Source organism: Paeniglutamicibacter sp. NPDC091659 (assembly GCF_044756805.1).
Lineage (GTDB): Bacteria > Actinomycetota > Actinomycetes > Actinomycetales > Micrococcaceae > Paeniglutamicibacter.
The window spans coordinates 1-17,137 of record NZ_JBIVTO010000007.1 but is presented as its reverse complement, the minus strand read 5'-3'; the positions used below and the strand labels follow the sequence as shown (position 1 = coordinate 17,137).

Below are 17,137 nucleotides of genomic sequence, written 5' to 3'. Positions count from 1 at the left end.
GGTGTATCCACGACTGGGAATTGATATCGGCGGCACGGGCATTTCCGCCGTCGTGATGGATGTCGATGGAAGCGTCAAGGGCCGCGCCAGCACCGGCACCCCCGCCGAACACGGCGGGGACGCCATGGTGGCGGCCTGCCGCGAGGTGGCATCCTTGGCCACGGAGCGTTCGGGCCTTCGCCCGCGCGTTGCCGGGGTCGGTGCCGCGGGCGTCATCGACGCCGACGGGGTGGTCCTGGCCGCCAGCGACTCGTTCACGGGCTGGGAGGGCTACCCGCTGGGCGAGAAACTCAACGCGAGCCTGGCCATGCCGGTCAGCGTCGGCAACGACGTTGCCGCGTTCGTGCTCGGAGAGCAGCGCTTCGGCGCCGGCCGGGGGCTGGAGAACTTCTTTGGCATCGCGCTGGGAACGGGCGTGGGCGGCGGGCTTGTCCTGAACTCCGACCTGCACACCGGGGAGCACGGGGCCGCGGCGGAGATCGGCCACATCCCGGGCTTCGGCGACCGGTTGTGCACCTGTGGCCGCAAGGGCCACCTGGAGACCATTGCCGCGGGCCGCTCGATCGCGTCGCTCTACGCACAGGCAACGGGTAATTCCTTCAGCGCCAAGGACGTGGCCCGGCTGGCCCGCGAGGGCGACGACACCGCCGCCGGGTTGTTTGCCGACGCAGGTGCGGGGCTGGCCAAGGCGGCGCTGATGATTTCGGGAATCCTCGATGTCTCTGCGCTCATCATCGGCGGCGGCGTGGCCCTTGCGTGGGATCTTCTGCACCCGGCCATGGATGAGTCCCTGCGCCGGACCCCTCCCATTTCCGGAAACCCGATCCAGGTTCTCCGCAGCGAACTGGGAACCGACGCGGTCGCCATCGGCGCCTCGCAGTTCGCCGACTCGCTGCTCTAAGAAGCAGCCGGTCCAGGCACGCCCCGTGGGCGGCGCGATCCCCGGAGACGGGCGATCGCGTCGCCCACGGTGTTTAACCGGCTCGATCATTCGGCGCCCGGTTCGCCGGTCGGCGGCAGTTCCTCCAGCGAAAGCCGGGGCTTGATGATGCGCGGCAGCGCGAACAAGAGGATGAAGACCGCCAGCATGATGGAACCGCCAACGAACACCCCGCTGAGCCACCCGTCAAGCACCTGCACCACAAACCAGACGCAGCCGGCGACCAGCATGCCCACCCCGGGAATGACGATCTTGGAAATCGAATGGCCCATGCGCACGGTGGTGACCTTGACCCGGTGGCCGAACAAATGCCGGTGCACCGCCACCGGGGTGACGATCAGGACAATCAGCAGTGCCGAGAAAACCAGCAGGACCATGTAAAAGGTTCGATCGGCGGCATTGAGAATGGTGAATCTTGCCTGGAAGGGAAGCACCACCAGGAACGCCGCCAGTATCTGGACGCCTGTCTGCATGACCCGCAATTCCTGCAGCAGTTCATTCCAATTTCGGTCCAACCGCTCTTCGACGGTCTCATGGCGGCCCTGCGTCATAGGATCTTCCTCCCAGCGTCCGCGTGTTGCCCGGTCCAAGATTTCCCCCACTTGGGTGATGAGTATCAACCTATCGAAAGTGGCCGACTTATGGGGTTAGAAAAGGGGAGGGATTTGTACCGCTAGGGGTCGATCGAGTCTAAGCTTGCTAAATGACCGCCCACCCATTTGACCTCCTCACCGTTGATCAGCTGCGCCACAACGGGTCATTGAAGTGGACCGAATACCCGGGAAGTTTGGGGGCCTGGGTAGCGGAAATGGATTTTGGAACAGCCCCGGGCGTCATCGAGGCGGCACAGCAAACACTGGCAGGCGGGCTAACCGGATACGCGCCGACTTCGTTGGTCCGCGACATGCAGCAGGCCACCTCGCAATGGCTCGAAACCCGCTTCGGCTGGAGGCTTGAAAGCGAACAGGTTCGCCCCCTCAACAGCGTTGCGGCAGCCCTCGACGCCGCAATCATGCATTTTTCGCCAAAACACCGCCCGGACGCCCCACTGGTGCTGCTCACTCCCTCCTACATGCCGTTCATTTCGGCGGCTTCGCGTTTTGGCAGGAATTCCAAGCAGGTGGCCATGCTCCAAACCGAAGCCGGGTGGGAGCTGGACTGGACGGCGCTGGAACAAGCCCTGAGCGGCGGGGCGCTGCTTGTCCTGGTGAATCCCCACAATCCCATCGGCAAGGTCTATTCCCGGGAGGAACTTCAGCGAATCTCGTTGCTGGTTGAGGCCACCGGATCGAGGGTTTTCTCCGATGAAATCCATGCACCGCTGGTCTATTCAGGATCCACGCACATCCCGTACGCTTCCATAAGCCCGATCGCCGCGGGTCATTCAATCACCGCTGTCGCCGCCACAAAGGCCTTCAACCTGCCGGGGCTCAAGTGTGCACAACTGGTCTTGACCAATGACGTTGACCGGACGGTTTGGTCCCGCGTGGGCAACGTTCCCGAACATGCAGCGGCCAATGTGGGGCTTGCCGCGACGACGGCCGCCTATCGCACGGGGTCGGGGTGGCTTGATGGCGTCCTCGACTACCTCGATGCATCGCGCATCTTGCTCGGAAGCCTGATTGCCGAACACCTGCCCCAGGTCAGGTACCAGGCGCCGCAAGGAACATACCTCGCATGGCTGGATTTTTCGCGCCTCGCACTGGAACCCAATCCTGCCCAATTTTTCCTCACCGAAGCGCAGGTCGCCCTGACCAGCGGGAGCGCTTGCGGCAAGGGAGGCAGCGGGTTTGTCAGGCTTAACTTCGCCACACCCGGACCCGTATTGGGCGGCATGATCCACCGGATGGGCGCCGCCGTGGACGGGTGCGACAAGTTTGATGCAAGCGACCCCGAGTTCGCCAGCTGATAAGGGGAAACCGGCAAACAGACCGCTGCGGGTGAGGCCCCGTGCGACTTTGCCGTATCTGGACGAGCGCTGGCGTTGGCGGAGGGTGGACGCCGATGTGGAAAGCTAGAGCAATGATGCCGCAGAACCAGGACAATGCTCGACGACGACTTGCCACGGCCGCCATGACCGGTGTCGCCATCTACGTCCTCGTCGATGTCGTACTCCAGTTCCTGCCGCCCTATTACAGCGTGATCAGCGACGCCGAAAGCAACTTGGCCGTGGGCCCGTTCGGGTGGATCATGAACCTGAATTTTATCGGCCGGGCCATCACCACCCTGTGTGCGATCGCCGCCATCAACGGGGTCGGTCCGGCCACCGGACTTCGGCGGACCGGAGCGCTCCTCATGGCCGCCGGCGGCCTGTGTTCGGCGATCTTGGCCTTCTTCCCCACCGATGTCGCCGACGCCGGCATACTGGCTGCGACGACTGTTGGCATCGTGCATCTCTTCGTGGCCGGCTTGGGGTTCTTGGCCGCGCTGGCCGGCATTCTCGTGCTGACCCGCTGGATACGTTCAAGCCCGGAGCTGGCAAATGCCTACCCGGCGGCATTGACTCTCACGGCCATTGCTACCGTCGGGCTCGCATCGCTGGGTCTGGCCGCCGCGATTGGGCCGGACCTGTTGGGGCTCGCCGAGCGGGTCTGCCTCGCCGGCGTGCTCGGCTGGGTTCTGGTGGTGTGCGCGACCATCAGGCGGTTGCCCCGGCTTCCGTGGCCGGACCCGCTGTTGCCACGGCACTCCCGGGAGAGAATCCTCTAAATCATGGGACGGTCAACGGCTGCGCATGGAGAACGCGATCACGTCGGGTTGGCGGAACCGGGCCAACGGGTCCTTCTGCCTCCACACCGCCTCGGCCGATACCCGGTCAGGCTAGCGCCAGCCGCCAGGGCCACGGCCCAGATCACGCAGTGGTCCAGCGGCCAGCCCTCCCCCGCCCCACGTCAACCGACGCTGGCCCTCCTCAGATGCGGCGTGGCGATCCACTATACGGCTCGGATATTTGCCAATAGCTGTTCAAACGGCAACGAGCTCATGGCGTCGCGGGGGTTCGCCGTGTCACTGACGTTGGGGGCAATCGAGCGAGTGTCACCTAAATCTTGAATCACGGGCGTACCGCCACCTCCGCGGGCCATCATTGCCAACGCCAGTTCGCGCCCGGCCAACCGTTCACGATCGGCCAGGGCGCCATGTCCCTGGTCCGCGCCCCAGTCTTCCGGCGAGGCAAAAACGCTGGTGGGCATGATCGAAGCGCGCAGGTAGCTGAAGATCGGCCGCATCGCGTAATCGATGACCAAGTTGTGGCGCGGGCTTCCGCCTGTGGCAGCCAGGAGGACCGGCTTTTCCTCCAACGATTTCGGGTCGAGCACGTCGATGAAGGACTTGAAGAGTCCCGAGACCGAGGCCGTGAAAACGGGCGAAACCATGACAAGCGCACCGGCCGCGGTGACAGCGTCAATCGCTTCTTGGAGTCGCGGAGGGGCGTATCCGGTCAGCAGGTTGTTGGTGATGTCGGTGGCGTAGTCGCGGAGCTCGAGGACGGTGATGTCTGCCTGGAAACCCCTGGCTGCCAGCTCGCTGGCAGCCGCTTCAGCGAGTTGCCGACCGAGCAAGCCCGAGGTTGACGGGGTGCCGAGACCGCCTGAAACTACAACGATTGACTGGTTCATGATCTGGGAATTTCCTCTCGAGGATTGAATGCGTTTGCATATAAAACACGAGTGGTTGCGGTTTCATTCCCGGGAATTCAAGATGCGCCCAGCCTTACCCGTCCGAGGCGTCGCCGTTCTTCCTTCGGAATGGCAGCGGCATGGCACAAGCTGCCCCGACGCAGCGCCCACGCACCGCCGCGATTCCGGCGTAGAGGGCCATGGCACCGGCGCCGAACGCCCCGACGATGGCTTGGTCGCCCCAGAGGGAGGCTGCCATCGACGCCAGCAGCAGGGAAACGACGATCCATATGACGCGATCACGAAGCAAAACTCGGCCACCATCCTTCCCAAAATCTTGCTTTCATATACCCCCAAGGGTATCGCACGGAACAGGGCATCGCTCCCCTAAGCTCGACGTCGGCCTCGGCTTAGCCGCAGGACGCCGGCCCCGACAACGCCAATCAGCACGCCAATCAGGACGATGTAGAACGCAACCGAAAAATACCCATTGACACTCGTATGCGGGTTCAAGAAGGGGTAGGGGAACCAAGGGTCCCCGGTCCTGGGATCCAGCACCAATGCCCCGCGGACCAAGGTGTATCCGGCCCAGAGAATCGGAAAGGCAACAATCGCCCAAAGCGCCTTCGCATTCAAGGGGCGGCGCCCCGGGGCAATGAGCCAGTCAAGCACCATGATAACCGGCCCGATGACGTGCAGGATCTCATTCGACCAGCCCACGGTTGCCCCTTGCGGCAGTTCGATGCCCCGCAGCAGCAAGTTGTACACAACACCGGTCGTGGCCATGTACGTTGTAGCCCCGGCCCGAAAAATCGTCCAGCCTTGGGAATCGCTCTTACGCGATGAAAGCGTGAATATGCCCACGAACAGCGCCAGGGCGGCAAGAACATTGGCTTCCACGGTGAAGAACGAGAAGAAGTTCTGGACCACGAATCCGACTTCGCCCTTGCCTGCGCTTTCGTTCTGGATCGTCCGCTGAATCTGGGCAACCAATGCAGCCACAATGGCTATGGAACCGCCAATCCGAAGCAAGTAGGCCAAAGTCCGTCTCATAAGGGGAATTACCTTTCTGGATACTCCCCACAGCCTAATCTGCGCACCCTATGCGCCATCGGCATGACACCTCGACACGCTCTGACTTTTACATAGGAAGACCCGGGCGGGAGCGGGAAGCTACCACCCGGGCCTTGGCTTTCCGCCATTAATCGGAGTGCTTGTGCTCAGTGTCCCCCAGGCCGAAGGCCATGGGTCCCTTGATGAGACGGAACAGGCCGAGTCCCGCAATCAGGACACCGATTGCGAAGCCGATCCACAGGGGGCTGATAACGCCGCCGAGCGTGTAGCCGCCGCTGACGAGGAAGATCAAGAAGAGCACGGCAATGCTGCCTCCGCCAATGAGCAACCCATTGATGTGGTGCTTCCCCTGAACATGTTTGGGTACTTGCGGGCCACTGCCCGTGTCCGGAATTTTCGATTCGTTGCCCATGTCACTTCATTCCTTTCTATCGACAAGGCCCGATTCCCCCGAATGCCGCGCACATGATGCACAGCAGTATTGGCCCGTCTTCGATTGAAGCCCGTGGCCAATGATGGCGCATCCGCAATGCGCACACCGTGGCGCCATCAGGTGGATGGCGCATTCGAATGAATCAAATACGTGCTGCTGTGTTCCGCGCATGATGATGAACGTCTTGTCGTACTCGTTGCCGCAAACGTCGCATATTCCCATGCGTTGCCTCCGATAACCGTAACAATCCCCGTGCCACGATGGTGGGGCGGAGTCGATGCCGGTTCCTTGATGTTGAGCCGATTCCTCACGAGTATTCGTGGATTTGGTCAGCCGTTGAACCATCACTCGGTTGCTTCCGCCCGGTGCTTGCGCGGATGTTGTTCGTTGACACCAGATTTCTTAATTCAGGTCCGTTGACCCAGCAATCTAGCTGGTGAACCACCTTTGACGCTACGCCTATCGCACGGGGCTTGCTAGGGGTATTTTCTTGCATCGGCAAACTCTGCGGACAGGCCGGGTTTCGCAAGATGGCAAACTGGCGAAGTCCATTCGGTTGGCACCTGGCACGGTGACACGAATACGGATCTGCGGTTCGTACCGCTTCAACCCATGTGTCACGCGTCAGGCTTCTTGTCACCCGGCGTCGTAGCGGTCCTCGTCGGAGTCCCCGTGGCGATGTTTGGTTGAATCATTGCCCGTTCCATCCGGCAAATCATCCACGCTGCGCTTGGAGGACTTGGGTTTACCTGCCGATGCACTTGCGACGTCCTCTGCCGCTTCGTTGGACCGAGGGCTCATGGTCTCGTTCATGGTGTGCTCCTTGTGTTCACCTGTTGGTGCAACAGGCGCCCCGTAAGTTAGGGCTCAAGAATTAGGGAAGCGATGTCGGACCCGGTACCTTCCGGCTGGAAAATACTTGGGGTTCGATTTCGTTGAAGTTGTCCGCCTATTCCGAGCGCCGGGCTCCTGAATTTGGTCCGAACAACGCATTCCGGGGTTCACTCGATGAGTCCACGATACTGGGGAACCATCGCGAAATGCTGCCATTCCAAGATGGCCAACGAGAAGATTCGTTGCTTTTTCGTGCGATGCCGACTTCGATTTTTGGGTAGCCAACGGATCTTCCGAAGACCTATTTCAAGCTTAGACCTGTTGCGCCCAAAGCAGTTATGAACTATTCGGGCACCGCAACAGCCATCGGCAGATCACCACACCGGGCCACATGCACCTTGGTGAATCCAAGGTCAACACCGTCCACAGGCACAACGGATCCTTCAGCATCTTTCCAACTCCGGATCAGCAACCGGCCCGCAGCTAGTTGCGGGTCTGCCGAAACAACGACTCGACCAACACCGTTGATCAAAGTCGCTCGTGGATCAATTTCACGAAGCCTGTCCACCAGCAGCCCTTCAATGGATTCCACAAAAATGTCAGCCCCGGCAACCCCAACGATGCGTCCATGCGCCTTCACCGGAACAGTGAATGTCAGGGTGTACTCATCGGTGCACAGGAAATCCACGTAGGGTCCGGTAATGTGCCCAGCCCCGGATTCCATGGGAACCGTGAACCATTCGCGACGGGAATACGTTTCGCCCGCCGATTCCATGGTGAGCATCAGAAGCCGCTCCTGTTTTTCCCCCTGCCACCAGGCCATGTGCCACGGCACATCTGAGACCGCCTCAAAAGCAGCCACAAATCCGGCACCCACCAATGGCAGATCCTGGCGATTCAGCAATTTCCGGGCCAAGGGGTGAACAACGGCATCCACTTCCCGCTGGCTAGGGGCATGTTCGCGATCTTCAAAAAGCGAACTCATGCCTCCGGCCCAGACACGCAGATCTTCCATCAAGGACTCAAAGAAGGTGACAACGCTACTGCTGGCGTCATTGTCGGCGGTTTTGATGGTGGTCACATTGGCCTCCTCACGTGGCGCTCGGGCGCAGTTTATTGGATTGATTGTTTTTGGTGGCGTTTTCGGCTTGGGCCGCGATCAGCCAAGCGACGCCGGCCCCAACGTAGTCGCCAACCAGCGAACGCGCCTTGGCGGAATCCGCGGTCACTAGCGCACCAAGAATTTCGTCGCACAAAGCGATCGCCTTCGCATCAAAGGTGTCATCGGCATGGGCCAAGGACAGCAGTGAGCCAAAATCGGTGTGCAACCGGACGTGTTCTCGCGTAAGCCGCGCCGATTGACTAAGTGCCGCCATCTCCAGGAGAAAATCTCCCACAATGGTGCCGGGCGACCCATTGCCGGCGGTTTTCGGGTCCAATATCCGACGCAAGATCTCCAGGTCCTGGTCGTCAGCCGCCTTCGCGGCGAGCTCCGCGGCCGTCGCTGCTATTGCCACATAGTGGATTCCCAAGTCGCGAAGCTCGACCCTGCTCATGGCTGTGAGTCGTTCATGCAGCAGGCTGGCCCTGTCCCCCTGCGGCAACGTAATAAAGGTTCCTCCTTCGCGCCCCCGAGTGGTTTTGACCAGCCCGCGGGTTCTGAGAGCAATCAATGCTTCACGGGCCGTCATCGTGGCGACACCCAATGCGGAGGCCATTTCTGCTTCGCTGGGCAGTCGATCCCCATCAAGCAGGATCCCCGCGGTGATGCCCGAGACTATGCGATCTTCGACGCGCTTGGCACGCCCTTCGTCCCCCAGGGAGGCGAACACGGATGAGAGCTGACGTTGATGCGGGGATGAATCTCGAGACATGTTCACCATCCTTTCAAAACACTGAGGTTAGAGCTTTGCGCGGCTCGCTTCCGAAATCCTCTCACAGAATTTTGTCAGAAAGTGATGGCTATTACATCTAACATCTGGTTTCATAGGTTAACAGTTTGGAAGTAAGCCACACCACATCTCACCGAGAAAGGACGAATACGGTGCCCAGCACAGCAACATCACTTCAGCGCCCGGCCCATTCAGCCGATTCCAATCGCACCCCCGCGATCTCCCTACAGCAGGTCGGCAAGTCCTTCGGCGACTTCCATGCCGTCAAGGGACTGGATCTTGAAATTCGCGGCGGGGAGTTTTTCTCCCTGCTCGGCCCCTCGGGTTCCGGCAAGACCACCGTCCTGCGTATGATCGCCGGTTTCGAATTGCCCACGGCAGGCCGCATCGAGCTTGGCGGCAAGGACGTCACCTACGCCGCTCCCTTCGAACGAGACGTCAACACCGTCTTCCAGGACTACGCGCTCTTCCCCCACCTGACAGTTGCGCAGAACGTCGAATACGGCCTCAAGCTCCGCAAGCTACCCAAGGCCGAACGCACGGCCCTTGTCAACGAGGCCCTGGAAATGATTCGTCTGCCGCAGGTTGCGGGCCGCCTGCCTTCGCAGCTTTCCGGGGGGCAGCGCCAACGCGTCGCACTGGCGCGTGCCCTGGTCCTGCGTCCCCAAGTGCTCCTGCTTGACGAACCACTGGGCGCCTTGGACAAGCAGCTGCGCGAACAGATGCAGATCGAGCTCAAGCAGATCCAGCGCGAAGTCGGCATAACCTTCGTTTTCGTCACCCATGACCAAGAGGAGGCCCTGACGCTCTCTGACCGGGTGGCGGTCTTCAACGAAGGAAAAATCGACCAGGTCGGCAGCCCCGAAGATCTCTATGAACGCCCGGCCACTCGCTTCGTGGCTTCGTTCCTCGGTAACACCAACCTGATTGAGGGGGCACTTGCCAAGTACCTTACCGGGAAAGACAACCTCATTTCGCTACGCCCCGAACACATTGTGGTTCGGCCGCAGGACTCGATGCAGGAATCCGGCACCTCGGCAGTGCACGCGGTAATCGAGGAAATCGTCTACACCGGACCGACGACCCGCTACGTGGCGGCCACCGAGCATGGCGCGGCCCTGATCATCCAGGAACAAAACGGGGCCGGGTCCACAGGGGCAAAAAGGGGCGACAACGTCCGCCTCGAATGGCCCACCCGTTTCAACTACACAGTCTGAGAACACTCTCTTCACCCTCATTCAAGGAAGGCACACCATCATGAAACGAACAAAGAAGTTCCTGCCGCTGGCCGGGCTCGCATCACTCTCACTGGTTCTGGCCGCTTGCGGTGGCAGCACCGCCGCCTCCAACAGCAACGGCATCCAGGTTCCCGATATCCCCGCCGCAACCTCGATCGGCGACTCCGAGGGCGAGGTCAACATCGTGGCATGGGCCGGATTCGTCGAAGACGGTTCCACGAACCCCGACGCGGACTGGGTAACGGCCTTCGAAAAGGAAACCAGCTGCAAGGTCAACCGCAAGGTCGGTGCCACCAGCGATGAAATGGTTCAGCTCATGCGCGGCGGCGAATACGACGTGGTCTCGGCCTCGGGTGATGCCTCCTTGCGTTTGATTGCCGGCGGCGACGTTGCCCCGATCAACACCGAATTGATCCCAAACTTCGGCAACATCGTGGACGGGCTCAAGGGCCAGATCTATGACACGCTCAACGGCAAGAGCTACGGCGTTCCCATCGGGCGCGGCGCAAACGTGCTGATGTACAACACCGACAAGGTCACCACTGCACCCACTTCCTGGGCTGACACCTGGGCTGCGGATTCCCCCTACAAGGGCTCCATCATGGCCTACGACTCCCCGATCTTCATCGCCGATGCCGCCGTGTACCTGATGGCGACCAAGCCTGAGCTGGGCATCAAGAACCCCTACGCGTTGGACAAGGAGCAGCTCGCAGCCGCCGTTGAACTACTCAAGACCCAGAACGAAGTTGCGGGCGAATACTGGAACGACGCACTGAAGGCCGTCTCTTCGATCTCCTCGGGAACTTCCTCCTTGGGCACCGGCTGGCAGGTCGTGGTCAACCTGGCCCAGGCCGACGGCGGCAAGGTTGAATCGGTCCTTCCAAAGGAAGGCGCCACCGGATGGTCCGACACCTGGATGATCTCCTCGAAGTCGAAGAACCCGAGCTGCGCCTACAAGTGGATCGACTGGGCCTCCAGCGCGGACGTGAACGCAAAGCTCGCACAGAACTTCGGCATGGCCCCGGCCAACAAGCTGGCTTGTGAAGGTTCCAAGGAAAACGAAGCCCACTGCGAGACGTTCCACGCCACCGACGAGGACTACTACAAGCAGGTTTGGATGTGGACCACCCCTGTCGAGCAGTGCATCGACGGCCGCACCGACGCGACCTGCACCAACTACCAGGAGTGGACAAAGGCCTGGACAGAGGTCAAGGGCTAGTCCCGTCTTTTCTGGTCCTCCGGCGGGCGGTGACCGATACTTTTCACCGCCCGCCGACCGGCCCCGTCCCTCCCACAACGACCGTTTCGCCACGGGCCGGCCGTGAATGCTCCCCCACTTTTCATTCTCATCAACGAGGAGGATCGACGAATTTCGTCGGCACCCGCCATGACTGCACTCCATAGCCCGCCGGACACCGCCCCGTCTCCGGCTCCGGCAGCCCCGCCATCCATCCGTCCGCGAAACTCATTGGGCGACAAGATCTCCCGGTATCTCTACAGGCGGCCCAAGGTCCGCGTCACAAGCTTGTTGCTGCTGCCGCTGCTGTGGCTCGGAGTGCTCTACATCGGTTCGCTCGCGCTGCTTTTCATCACGGCCTTCTGGACCACCGATTCATTCACCTCCAAGGTCATCCCCGCGTTCACCCTGGAAAACTTCGCGGAGATCGTCACCCAGCCGGCCTACCAGGCCACCGCCATCCGCACCATCCTGATTGCGCTCGCGGTCACGGTGCTTTGCGCCGCACTTGCCTTGCCGCTCGGGCTGTACATGGCCAAGGTCGCCTCCCCCAAGGTGCGGGCCGTCTTCGCCATCGGCATCACCCTGCCGCTGTGGGCCGGATACCTGGTCAAGGTGTTCTCCTGGCGCATCACCTTCGCCTCGGGCGGCCCGTTGGACTGGTTCCTGGCTCCCCTGGGTCTGACGGGTCCCGGGTACGGAACCGCCGCGCTCGTGGTGACCCTTGCCTACCTGTGGTTCCCCTACATGGCCGTTCCCGTGTATTCGGCCTTCCGCCAGATCCCCGACAACCTGTTCGACGCGTCCTCCGACCTGGGTGCCAAGTCGTGGGCCACCGTCCGCACCGTGGCGATCCCGCTGTTGAAGCCCGCATTCATCGCCGGGTCCATCTTCACCTTTTCCCTGTCGCTGGGCGACTACATCGCCGCACAGTTCGTGGGCGGCAAGACGCAGGTCATCGGCACAGTGATCGCCTCGAACATCAACCTGAACCCGCCGCTGGCGGCCGCCTTCGGCATCGTCCCGATCGTCGTCGTTGTCATCTACCTCTTCCTGGCCCGCAAAACCGGTGCCCTGAAGGCACTCTAAGGAGGCGGACATGAGACTCTCAACTCCCGCAAAAACCACCCTGACCCTCTTCGCGGGTCTCATCATGGCGGCCATCTACCTGCCGCTGTTGCTGGTCATCGCGAACTCGTTCAACGCGACGACCTCGGGCGCATTCCCCATCAAGGAATTCACCACCAAGTGGTGGGTAGCCGCATGGAACAACGAAGGCGTCCGCGAAGCACTGTGGACCTCCGTGAAGGTCGCATCCGTGGCCACGGTGATCGCTCTGGTCCTCGGCTCCATGGTTGCCTTCGCGCTCTCACGCTACGACTTCTTCGGCAAGAGCACGGTGAACCTGCTGGTGGTCCTGCCGATCGCGCTTCCCGGCATCGTCACAGGTGTCGCCCTGAATAACACCTTCAAGACGGTGCTGGAGCCGCTGGGCATCGGGCTCGGCTTGTTCTCCGTGATCGTCGGCCACGCAACGTTTTCCATCGTGATGGTGTTCAACAACGTCCAGGCGCGCATGGGACGCATGAACCGCGGGCTCGAGGAAGCCGCCATGGACATGGGCGCGAACATGTTCAAGACCTTCTTCCAAGTCACTTTCCCGGGGTTCCGCTCGGCCTTCATCGCCGGCGGCCTGCTCGCCTTCGCCCTGAGCTTCGATGAAATCGTCGTCACGACGTTCACCGCCGCGCCGGGCACCGAAACCCTCCCGATCTGGATCTTCAACAACATGTCCCGCCCCAACCAGGCACCCGTGGTCAACGTGATTGCCGCGGTGCTCATCGTGGCCTCGATGATCCCGGTCTACCTGAGCCAGCGGCTCACCGGAGACGACAAGAAATAGTCTTCTCCCACGGACTCCCACGGACCCGGTCGTCCCGGACGCTTCTCCTGAAGCATCGGGCCGGCCGGTTTCTTGGTTAAGCACCTACCGCGTCGAATTCACCGGAAGTCCTGCTGCAAACCAGAACATTGTCACTCAACGGGACTACCCTGTGGACATGGAAAAAATCTTTGAGTACTACATCAAGACCACCCCCGAGAAGCTCTGGGCGGCGATGACCGACCCGGAGCAAACCGCCATCTACTACTTCGGAAATTCATACATCTCCGACTGGGCGCCGGGGTCCGCCTTCACCACGACCAACCCCAATGCCGACGGCCCGCTGGGCGAGGGCACCGTTGTCGAGGCCGAGCCCAACCACAAGCTGGTCGTGACGATGACGGCGCTGTGGAGCGAGGCGGTGCTGGCAGAGGGCGAAAGCCGCATCACCTACGAGATCACCCAGGTCGAGGACACGTGCCTGCTGAAGGTAACCCACGATCGGATGAACGCCGGGGCGCACGGTGAGCTGTACGGCGGCTGGCCGATGATCCTCTCCGGATTGAAAACCTGGCTCGAAACCGGCGAACGGCTGACCACGCCCGGTTCCTTGATGTACACCTAGGGATTCCACCCCGGCGGGCGTCACTCCACGGAGAACTGGACCCGTTGCCAGCCGCTGGCACCGTCGGGTGCCGGGTTGGCCTTCTCACTGCTTTGCACCACGCCCTGGCCATCGATCGCCCGGACGCTGACGGTGTGGTTTCCCGACGACCCGCCGCCCCAGACATAGCGCCACTGCCGCCAGGTGTCGAGGGACGCTTCGGCGCCCAGCTCGGCGTCCGCCCACTCGCCGTCGTCGATCTGGACCTGCACCCCGGAGATCCCACGGGTCTGGGCCCAAGCGGTTCCACCCATGACCACCTTGCCCACTGGGACCTTGGCAAAGGAACGCGGAACGTCCACCCGCGAAGACATCTTGATGGGGCCGTGATCCGACCAACCGCGGGTGGTCCAATACGCGACCTTGTCCGCGAACCGGGTCACTTCCAGGTCCACCACCCATTTGGTGGCGGAGACGTATCCGTAGAGTCCGGGAACCACCATGCGCACCGGGAAGCCGTGTTCCAGCGGCAGCGGCTCGCCATTCATTCCGACCGCCAGCAAGGCCATGCGATCGTCCGTCAAGACTTCCAGGGGCGTGGAGGCGCTGAATCCGTCGATGGACGTTGACAGCACCATGTCCGCGCCTGCCTTCGGGACTGCCCGTTCCAGGAGAAGCCGCAGCGGGTAGCCCAGCCACTTGGCGTTGCCGACCAGCGGCCCGCCCACCGGGTTCGATACGCAGGTCAGTGTCAGGTAGCTTTCGACAAGGTCTTCCTTGAGAAGTTCCGCAAAGTCGATCGTGAATTCCTTCTCGACCATCCCGTGGACGCGCAGGGACCACTCGGCCGGGTTGATGCGGGGCACCGACAGTGCCGTATCGATGCGGTAGAAATCCTTGTTCGGCGTCACGAATTGCGGCATGCCTGCCAGGTCGATCTGCGCATCGGCCGGCAGGGGTTTCGCCAACACCTTGGCCGGTGGCAGGCCCAGGGCCGAACGCGCGGCGTCGGCCACGTTTCTGGCCGTGGCCAGGGACTTTCCGACCCCCGTGGCAATCGCCGAACCGACCAAGGCAAGTCCGGTTCCGAGCAGGAAATTCCTGCGCGAGGAACCGGGCACGACGCCGGAGTCGGCGTCAGGGCCCGGGGCCCGGGAAGCGACTGCCAATTGCGTCAACTTGCGCAGCACGATCAACGAAGCCACGGTTCCGAGGATGATCGGAGTCAGATCGACCAGGCCGGTGGCCGGGCGGGAAATCACTGCGCCGCCGATGGCGATCGCCAGGACCACGATACATCCCGATGCAATGGCGATACTACGCTTGGCAATCAACCCGATGATCACAGACGCGGCTGCGGCGATCACGCCCATCGAGACGAAGAGCGCCAATTTGTCGTTGGTGCCAAAGGTGGCGATTGCGAGGTCCTTGAGCCACGGTGGAGTCAGATCGATAAAGACCGCCCCCATGGCCACCAGCGGTGCCGAAGCGGTGGCGAAGAAGGCCGAAGCCAACTGCGCCACCGAAAAAAGCACCGCCGCCGACGCGAAACCCGCGAGCCCGAAGACTCCGAGGTCACGCAGTCTGGTTGCTGTTCTCTCATTCATGAGTGCACCTGCCCCGTACGTTGTGTTTTGCCTCCGCCGGCATATCCAGGGAAGCATCAATCACTTCGTATTCGGAACGGTACCGCCGCCGGATTGGTTGGCGGCCGCATTCTCTGTGTTTGAAGTCAGAGAGCTTGGACCATGATCGGATCGGTCGTCGGGGCCGGGGACCCGGATGCCGGTTCCACGGTGATGCCGAAGTGGGTGACACCCTCCATCGAGCCGGAAACCATGACCATTCCGTCGGTTTTCGTTCCGTCAACCATGCCCGCCGATACCGCACCGGTATCGGAGATCAGCCACAGTTCGTATCCCTTGTCGCTGGGCAAGGCCGGCAGGCCCTCCGTGGTCACGGCCATCATTCCCTCGGCGGCCGAGTACGCCAGGGTAACCCGGGCGCCGTCGTCCATCCGTTGGGTCTTGGACTTCACGTCAATGGCAGTCAGGATCTTGGTCAATTCGGCCCGTTGGTCGTTCAAGGCAGAGAGTTGCTGCTTGAGCTGTTCCTGCTGGGCATTTTGGTTCACCACCACCCCGGTCAGGACGCCGGAGGCGACCAACAGGACGCCTGCCGCCAACGCGAACATTCGCTGGTTGGTTTTGCCCGCTGCGAGTGCCGTCGCCGTTGGCTCGTGGATTTGGGATGGGGATTCCCGCTGAGCGTTTTCGGTAGTCGGTTCCGCCGGCGGAGTTTCCGCAACAGGCTCGGCCGGCTCTTCAACTTCAGTTTGAACGGGTGGAAGCTGAGGGGTGTTGCGGATGGCGGCCATGATGTTTGCCTTGACCCTGGCAGGAGGATGCACGGGTTCGGCAGAGAGCCCAAGGAGCGCAGCGGTTTCCTGCAAGGCATCGATTTCGTCACGAACAGCCTCGGAAGCCTCTGCATGCTGAAGTACTTCGTCGCGCTCCGAGTCATCAAGTGCATTTAGGGCAAAGCTGCCGGTCAGCTCGTTCTTGTGCTTTTCCATCACGCCACCCCCATAAGGTCTCGAAGTCTGTTCATACCATCGCGTATCCGCGTTTTTGCAGTCCCCACCGGGATCTTGAGTAACTCGGCCACTTCCAGATGTGTGTAGCCGCCGAAATAAGCTAGCTGGATGGCGTCGCGTTGTGTTTCGCTGAGTCGTTCCAGAGCTTGCAGAACGCGACGGCTTTCGTCGTGTTGGATGGCCGTTTCTTCAACGTCATCATAGCTTTCCTGGAATTCCTTCATGCCTTCGCGCAGGTCACGGTCCTTGCTCGCCTGGCTTGCCCGAACCCTGTCAACGGCCCTGCGGTGAGCCAACGTCAATAGCCACGTGATCGCTTTACCCCTGGCCGCGTCAAACCGCGTTGCTTGCTGCCAGGCCTCCACGAATACCTCTTGGGTCACTTCTTCGCTTTGCGCCTCATCCTTCAGGATGCGTCGAATCAGGCCAAAAACCTGGGAAGACAAGCGATCGTAGAGTTGTTCAAAAGCGTTTTCGTTGCCCTCGGCAATCTGGAGCATCAGGTCTTCAGGTGTGGGAGCGGAAACATGTTCCGTTTCACCAAGTCGATGTGAGCTCATGCGTTCAAGGGTCTCATGCATTCCAAATCTCACCCACCATCGTTACTGGCGCGGCTACTAGAAAAGTCGTATCTGCCCATCCCCCGAGAGATCGACATAGATCCAAATCAGGGGGTTGGTGCTTGACGAATCCTTCTCGTCGAGCACCAACCCCCTGGATGGCCAATGCGTTGTGATGGTGGCGGCGGCAGCTACTTCTTTGCCGGCGGCATCAGCACCGAGTCGATCAG

Annotated in this window: 19 protein-coding genes; 8 read left to right on the top strand and 11 right to left on the bottom strand. The window is 61.4% G+C overall.

Going from position 1 to position 17,137, the window contains the following annotated elements:
* Position 1 precedes the first annotated feature (1 nt).
* Entirely contained in the window at positions 2 to 901 is a 900-nt protein-coding gene (locus ACIQLF_RS13595) for an ROK family protein (RefSeq protein ID WP_400299263.1), read from the top strand.
* A gap of 86 nt (positions 902 to 987) precedes the next feature.
* Here the strand turns inward: ACIQLF_RS13595 and ACIQLF_RS13590 are convergent, their stop codons facing one another.
* Positions 988 to 1,491: a DUF6328 family protein gene (locus ACIQLF_RS13590; protein ID WP_400299260.1), complete on the bottom strand. Its 504-nt coding sequence runs from the start codon at positions 1,489 to 1,491 to the stop codon at positions 988 to 990.
* Positions 1,492 to 1,643: 152 nt separating this feature from the next.
* Here ACIQLF_RS13590 and ACIQLF_RS13585 point away from each other — a divergent pair, with 152 nt between their 5' ends.
* Complete coding sequence (locus ACIQLF_RS13585) at positions 1,644 to 2,849, top strand: MalY/PatB family protein (RefSeq protein ID WP_400299258.1); 1,206 nt, start codon at positions 1,644 to 1,646, stop codon at positions 2,847 to 2,849.
* 113 nt (positions 2,850 to 2,962) lie between these two features.
* Positions 2,963 to 3,649 (top strand): DUF998 domain-containing protein, encoded by a 687-nt coding sequence (locus tag ACIQLF_RS13580; protein ID WP_400299255.1) that lies wholly within the window; start codon positions 2,963 to 2,965, stop codon positions 3,647 to 3,649.
* A gap of 224 nt (positions 3,650 to 3,873) precedes the next feature.
* On the opposite strand, the gene ACIQLF_RS13575 is transcribed toward ACIQLF_RS13580, so the two are convergent.
* The 7 genes from ACIQLF_RS13575 to ACIQLF_RS13545 all read right to left on the bottom strand — a co-directional run bounded on the left by ACIQLF_RS13575 (position 3,874) and on the right by ACIQLF_RS13545 (position 8,772).
* Positions 3,874 to 4,557: a CE1759 family FMN reductase gene (locus ACIQLF_RS13575; protein WP_400299252.1), complete on the bottom strand. Its 684-nt coding sequence runs from the start codon at positions 4,555 to 4,557 to the stop codon at positions 3,874 to 3,876.
* A gap of 94 nt (positions 4,558 to 4,651) precedes the next feature.
* On the bottom strand, positions 4,652 to 4,867 hold the full coding sequence (locus tag ACIQLF_RS13570; RefSeq protein ID WP_400299250.1) for a hypothetical protein: 216 nt from the start codon (positions 4,865 to 4,867) through the stop codon (positions 4,652 to 4,654).
* Positions 4,868 to 4,944: 77 nt separating this feature from the next.
* Positions 4,945 to 5,610 (bottom strand): Pr6Pr family membrane protein, encoded by a 666-nt coding sequence (locus ACIQLF_RS13565; protein WP_400299247.1) that lies wholly within the window; start codon positions 5,608 to 5,610, stop codon positions 4,945 to 4,947.
* A 148-nt stretch (positions 5,611 to 5,758) separates the two neighbouring features.
* Positions 5,759 to 6,043, bottom strand: a complete 285-nt coding sequence (locus ACIQLF_RS13560) for a hypothetical protein (RefSeq protein ID WP_400299245.1) — start codon at positions 6,041 to 6,043, stop codon at positions 5,759 to 5,761.
* 657 nt (positions 6,044 to 6,700) lie between these two features.
* The gene (locus ACIQLF_RS13555) at positions 6,701 to 6,877 is read right to left on the bottom strand and encodes a hypothetical protein (protein ID WP_400299242.1); all 177 of its coding nucleotides are present in this window, start codon (positions 6,875 to 6,877) and stop codon (positions 6,701 to 6,703) included.
* Positions 6,878 to 7,241: 364 nt separating this feature from the next.
* Positions 7,242 to 7,979 (bottom strand): cache domain-containing protein, encoded by a 738-nt coding sequence (locus ACIQLF_RS13550; protein WP_400299239.1) that lies wholly within the window; start codon positions 7,977 to 7,979, stop codon positions 7,242 to 7,244.
* Between the two features lie 10 nt (positions 7,980 to 7,989).
* Positions 7,990 to 8,772, bottom strand: coding sequence for a FadR/GntR family transcriptional regulator (locus ACIQLF_RS13545; protein WP_400299236.1), 783 nt, complete (start codon positions 8,770 to 8,772; stop codon positions 7,990 to 7,992).
* A gap of 170 nt (positions 8,773 to 8,942) precedes the next feature.
* Here ACIQLF_RS13545 and ACIQLF_RS13540 point away from each other — a divergent pair, with 170 nt between their 5' ends.
* The 5 genes from ACIQLF_RS13540 to ACIQLF_RS13520 all read left to right on the top strand — a co-directional run bounded on the left by ACIQLF_RS13540 (position 8,943) and on the right by ACIQLF_RS13520 (position 13,772).
* The gene (locus tag ACIQLF_RS13540; RefSeq protein WP_400299233.1) at positions 8,943 to 10,007 is read left to right on the top strand and encodes an ABC transporter ATP-binding protein; all 1,065 of its coding nucleotides are present in this window, start codon (positions 8,943 to 8,945) and stop codon (positions 10,005 to 10,007) included.
* Between the two features lie 40 nt (positions 10,008 to 10,047).
* Positions 10,048 to 11,247: an extracellular solute-binding protein gene (locus ACIQLF_RS13535; protein ID WP_400299230.1), complete on the top strand. Its 1,200-nt coding sequence runs from the start codon at positions 10,048 to 10,050 to the stop codon at positions 11,245 to 11,247.
* 168 nt (positions 11,248 to 11,415) lie between these two features.
* Positions 11,416 to 12,354, top strand: a complete 939-nt coding sequence (locus ACIQLF_RS13530) for an ABC transporter permease (protein WP_400299227.1) — start codon at positions 11,416 to 11,418, stop codon at positions 12,352 to 12,354.
* Positions 12,355 to 12,364: 10 nt separating this feature from the next.
* Positions 12,365 to 13,168 (top strand): ABC transporter permease, encoded by an 804-nt coding sequence (locus ACIQLF_RS13525; protein ID WP_400299224.1) that lies wholly within the window; start codon positions 12,365 to 12,367, stop codon positions 13,166 to 13,168.
* A 157-nt stretch (positions 13,169 to 13,325) separates the two neighbouring features.
* The gene (locus ACIQLF_RS13520) at positions 13,326 to 13,772 is read left to right on the top strand and encodes an SRPBCC family protein (RefSeq protein WP_400299222.1); all 447 of its coding nucleotides are present in this window, start codon (positions 13,326 to 13,328) and stop codon (positions 13,770 to 13,772) included.
* A gap of 20 nt (positions 13,773 to 13,792) precedes the next feature.
* Here the strand turns inward: ACIQLF_RS13520 and ACIQLF_RS13515 are convergent, their stop codons facing one another.
* The 3 genes from ACIQLF_RS13515 to sigK form a co-directional block, all read right to left on the bottom strand.
* Positions 13,793 to 15,358 (bottom strand): molybdopterin-dependent oxidoreductase, encoded by a 1,566-nt coding sequence (locus ACIQLF_RS13515; protein WP_400299219.1) that lies wholly within the window; start codon positions 15,356 to 15,358, stop codon positions 13,793 to 13,795.
* Between the two features lie 125 nt (positions 15,359 to 15,483).
* The gene (locus ACIQLF_RS13510; protein ID WP_400299217.1) at positions 15,484 to 16,326 is read right to left on the bottom strand and encodes an anti-sigma factor domain-containing protein; all 843 of its coding nucleotides are present in this window, start codon (positions 16,324 to 16,326) and stop codon (positions 15,484 to 15,486) included.
* A complete protein-coding gene (gene sigK, locus ACIQLF_RS13505) occupies positions 16,326 to 16,907 on the bottom strand; it encodes an ECF RNA polymerase sigma factor SigK (protein ID WP_400299214.1) in 582 nt (193 codons plus the stop codon). The genes ACIQLF_RS13510 and sigK overlap by 1 nt, the downstream gene beginning before the upstream one ends.
* Positions 16,908 to 17,137: the final 230 nt, after the last annotated feature.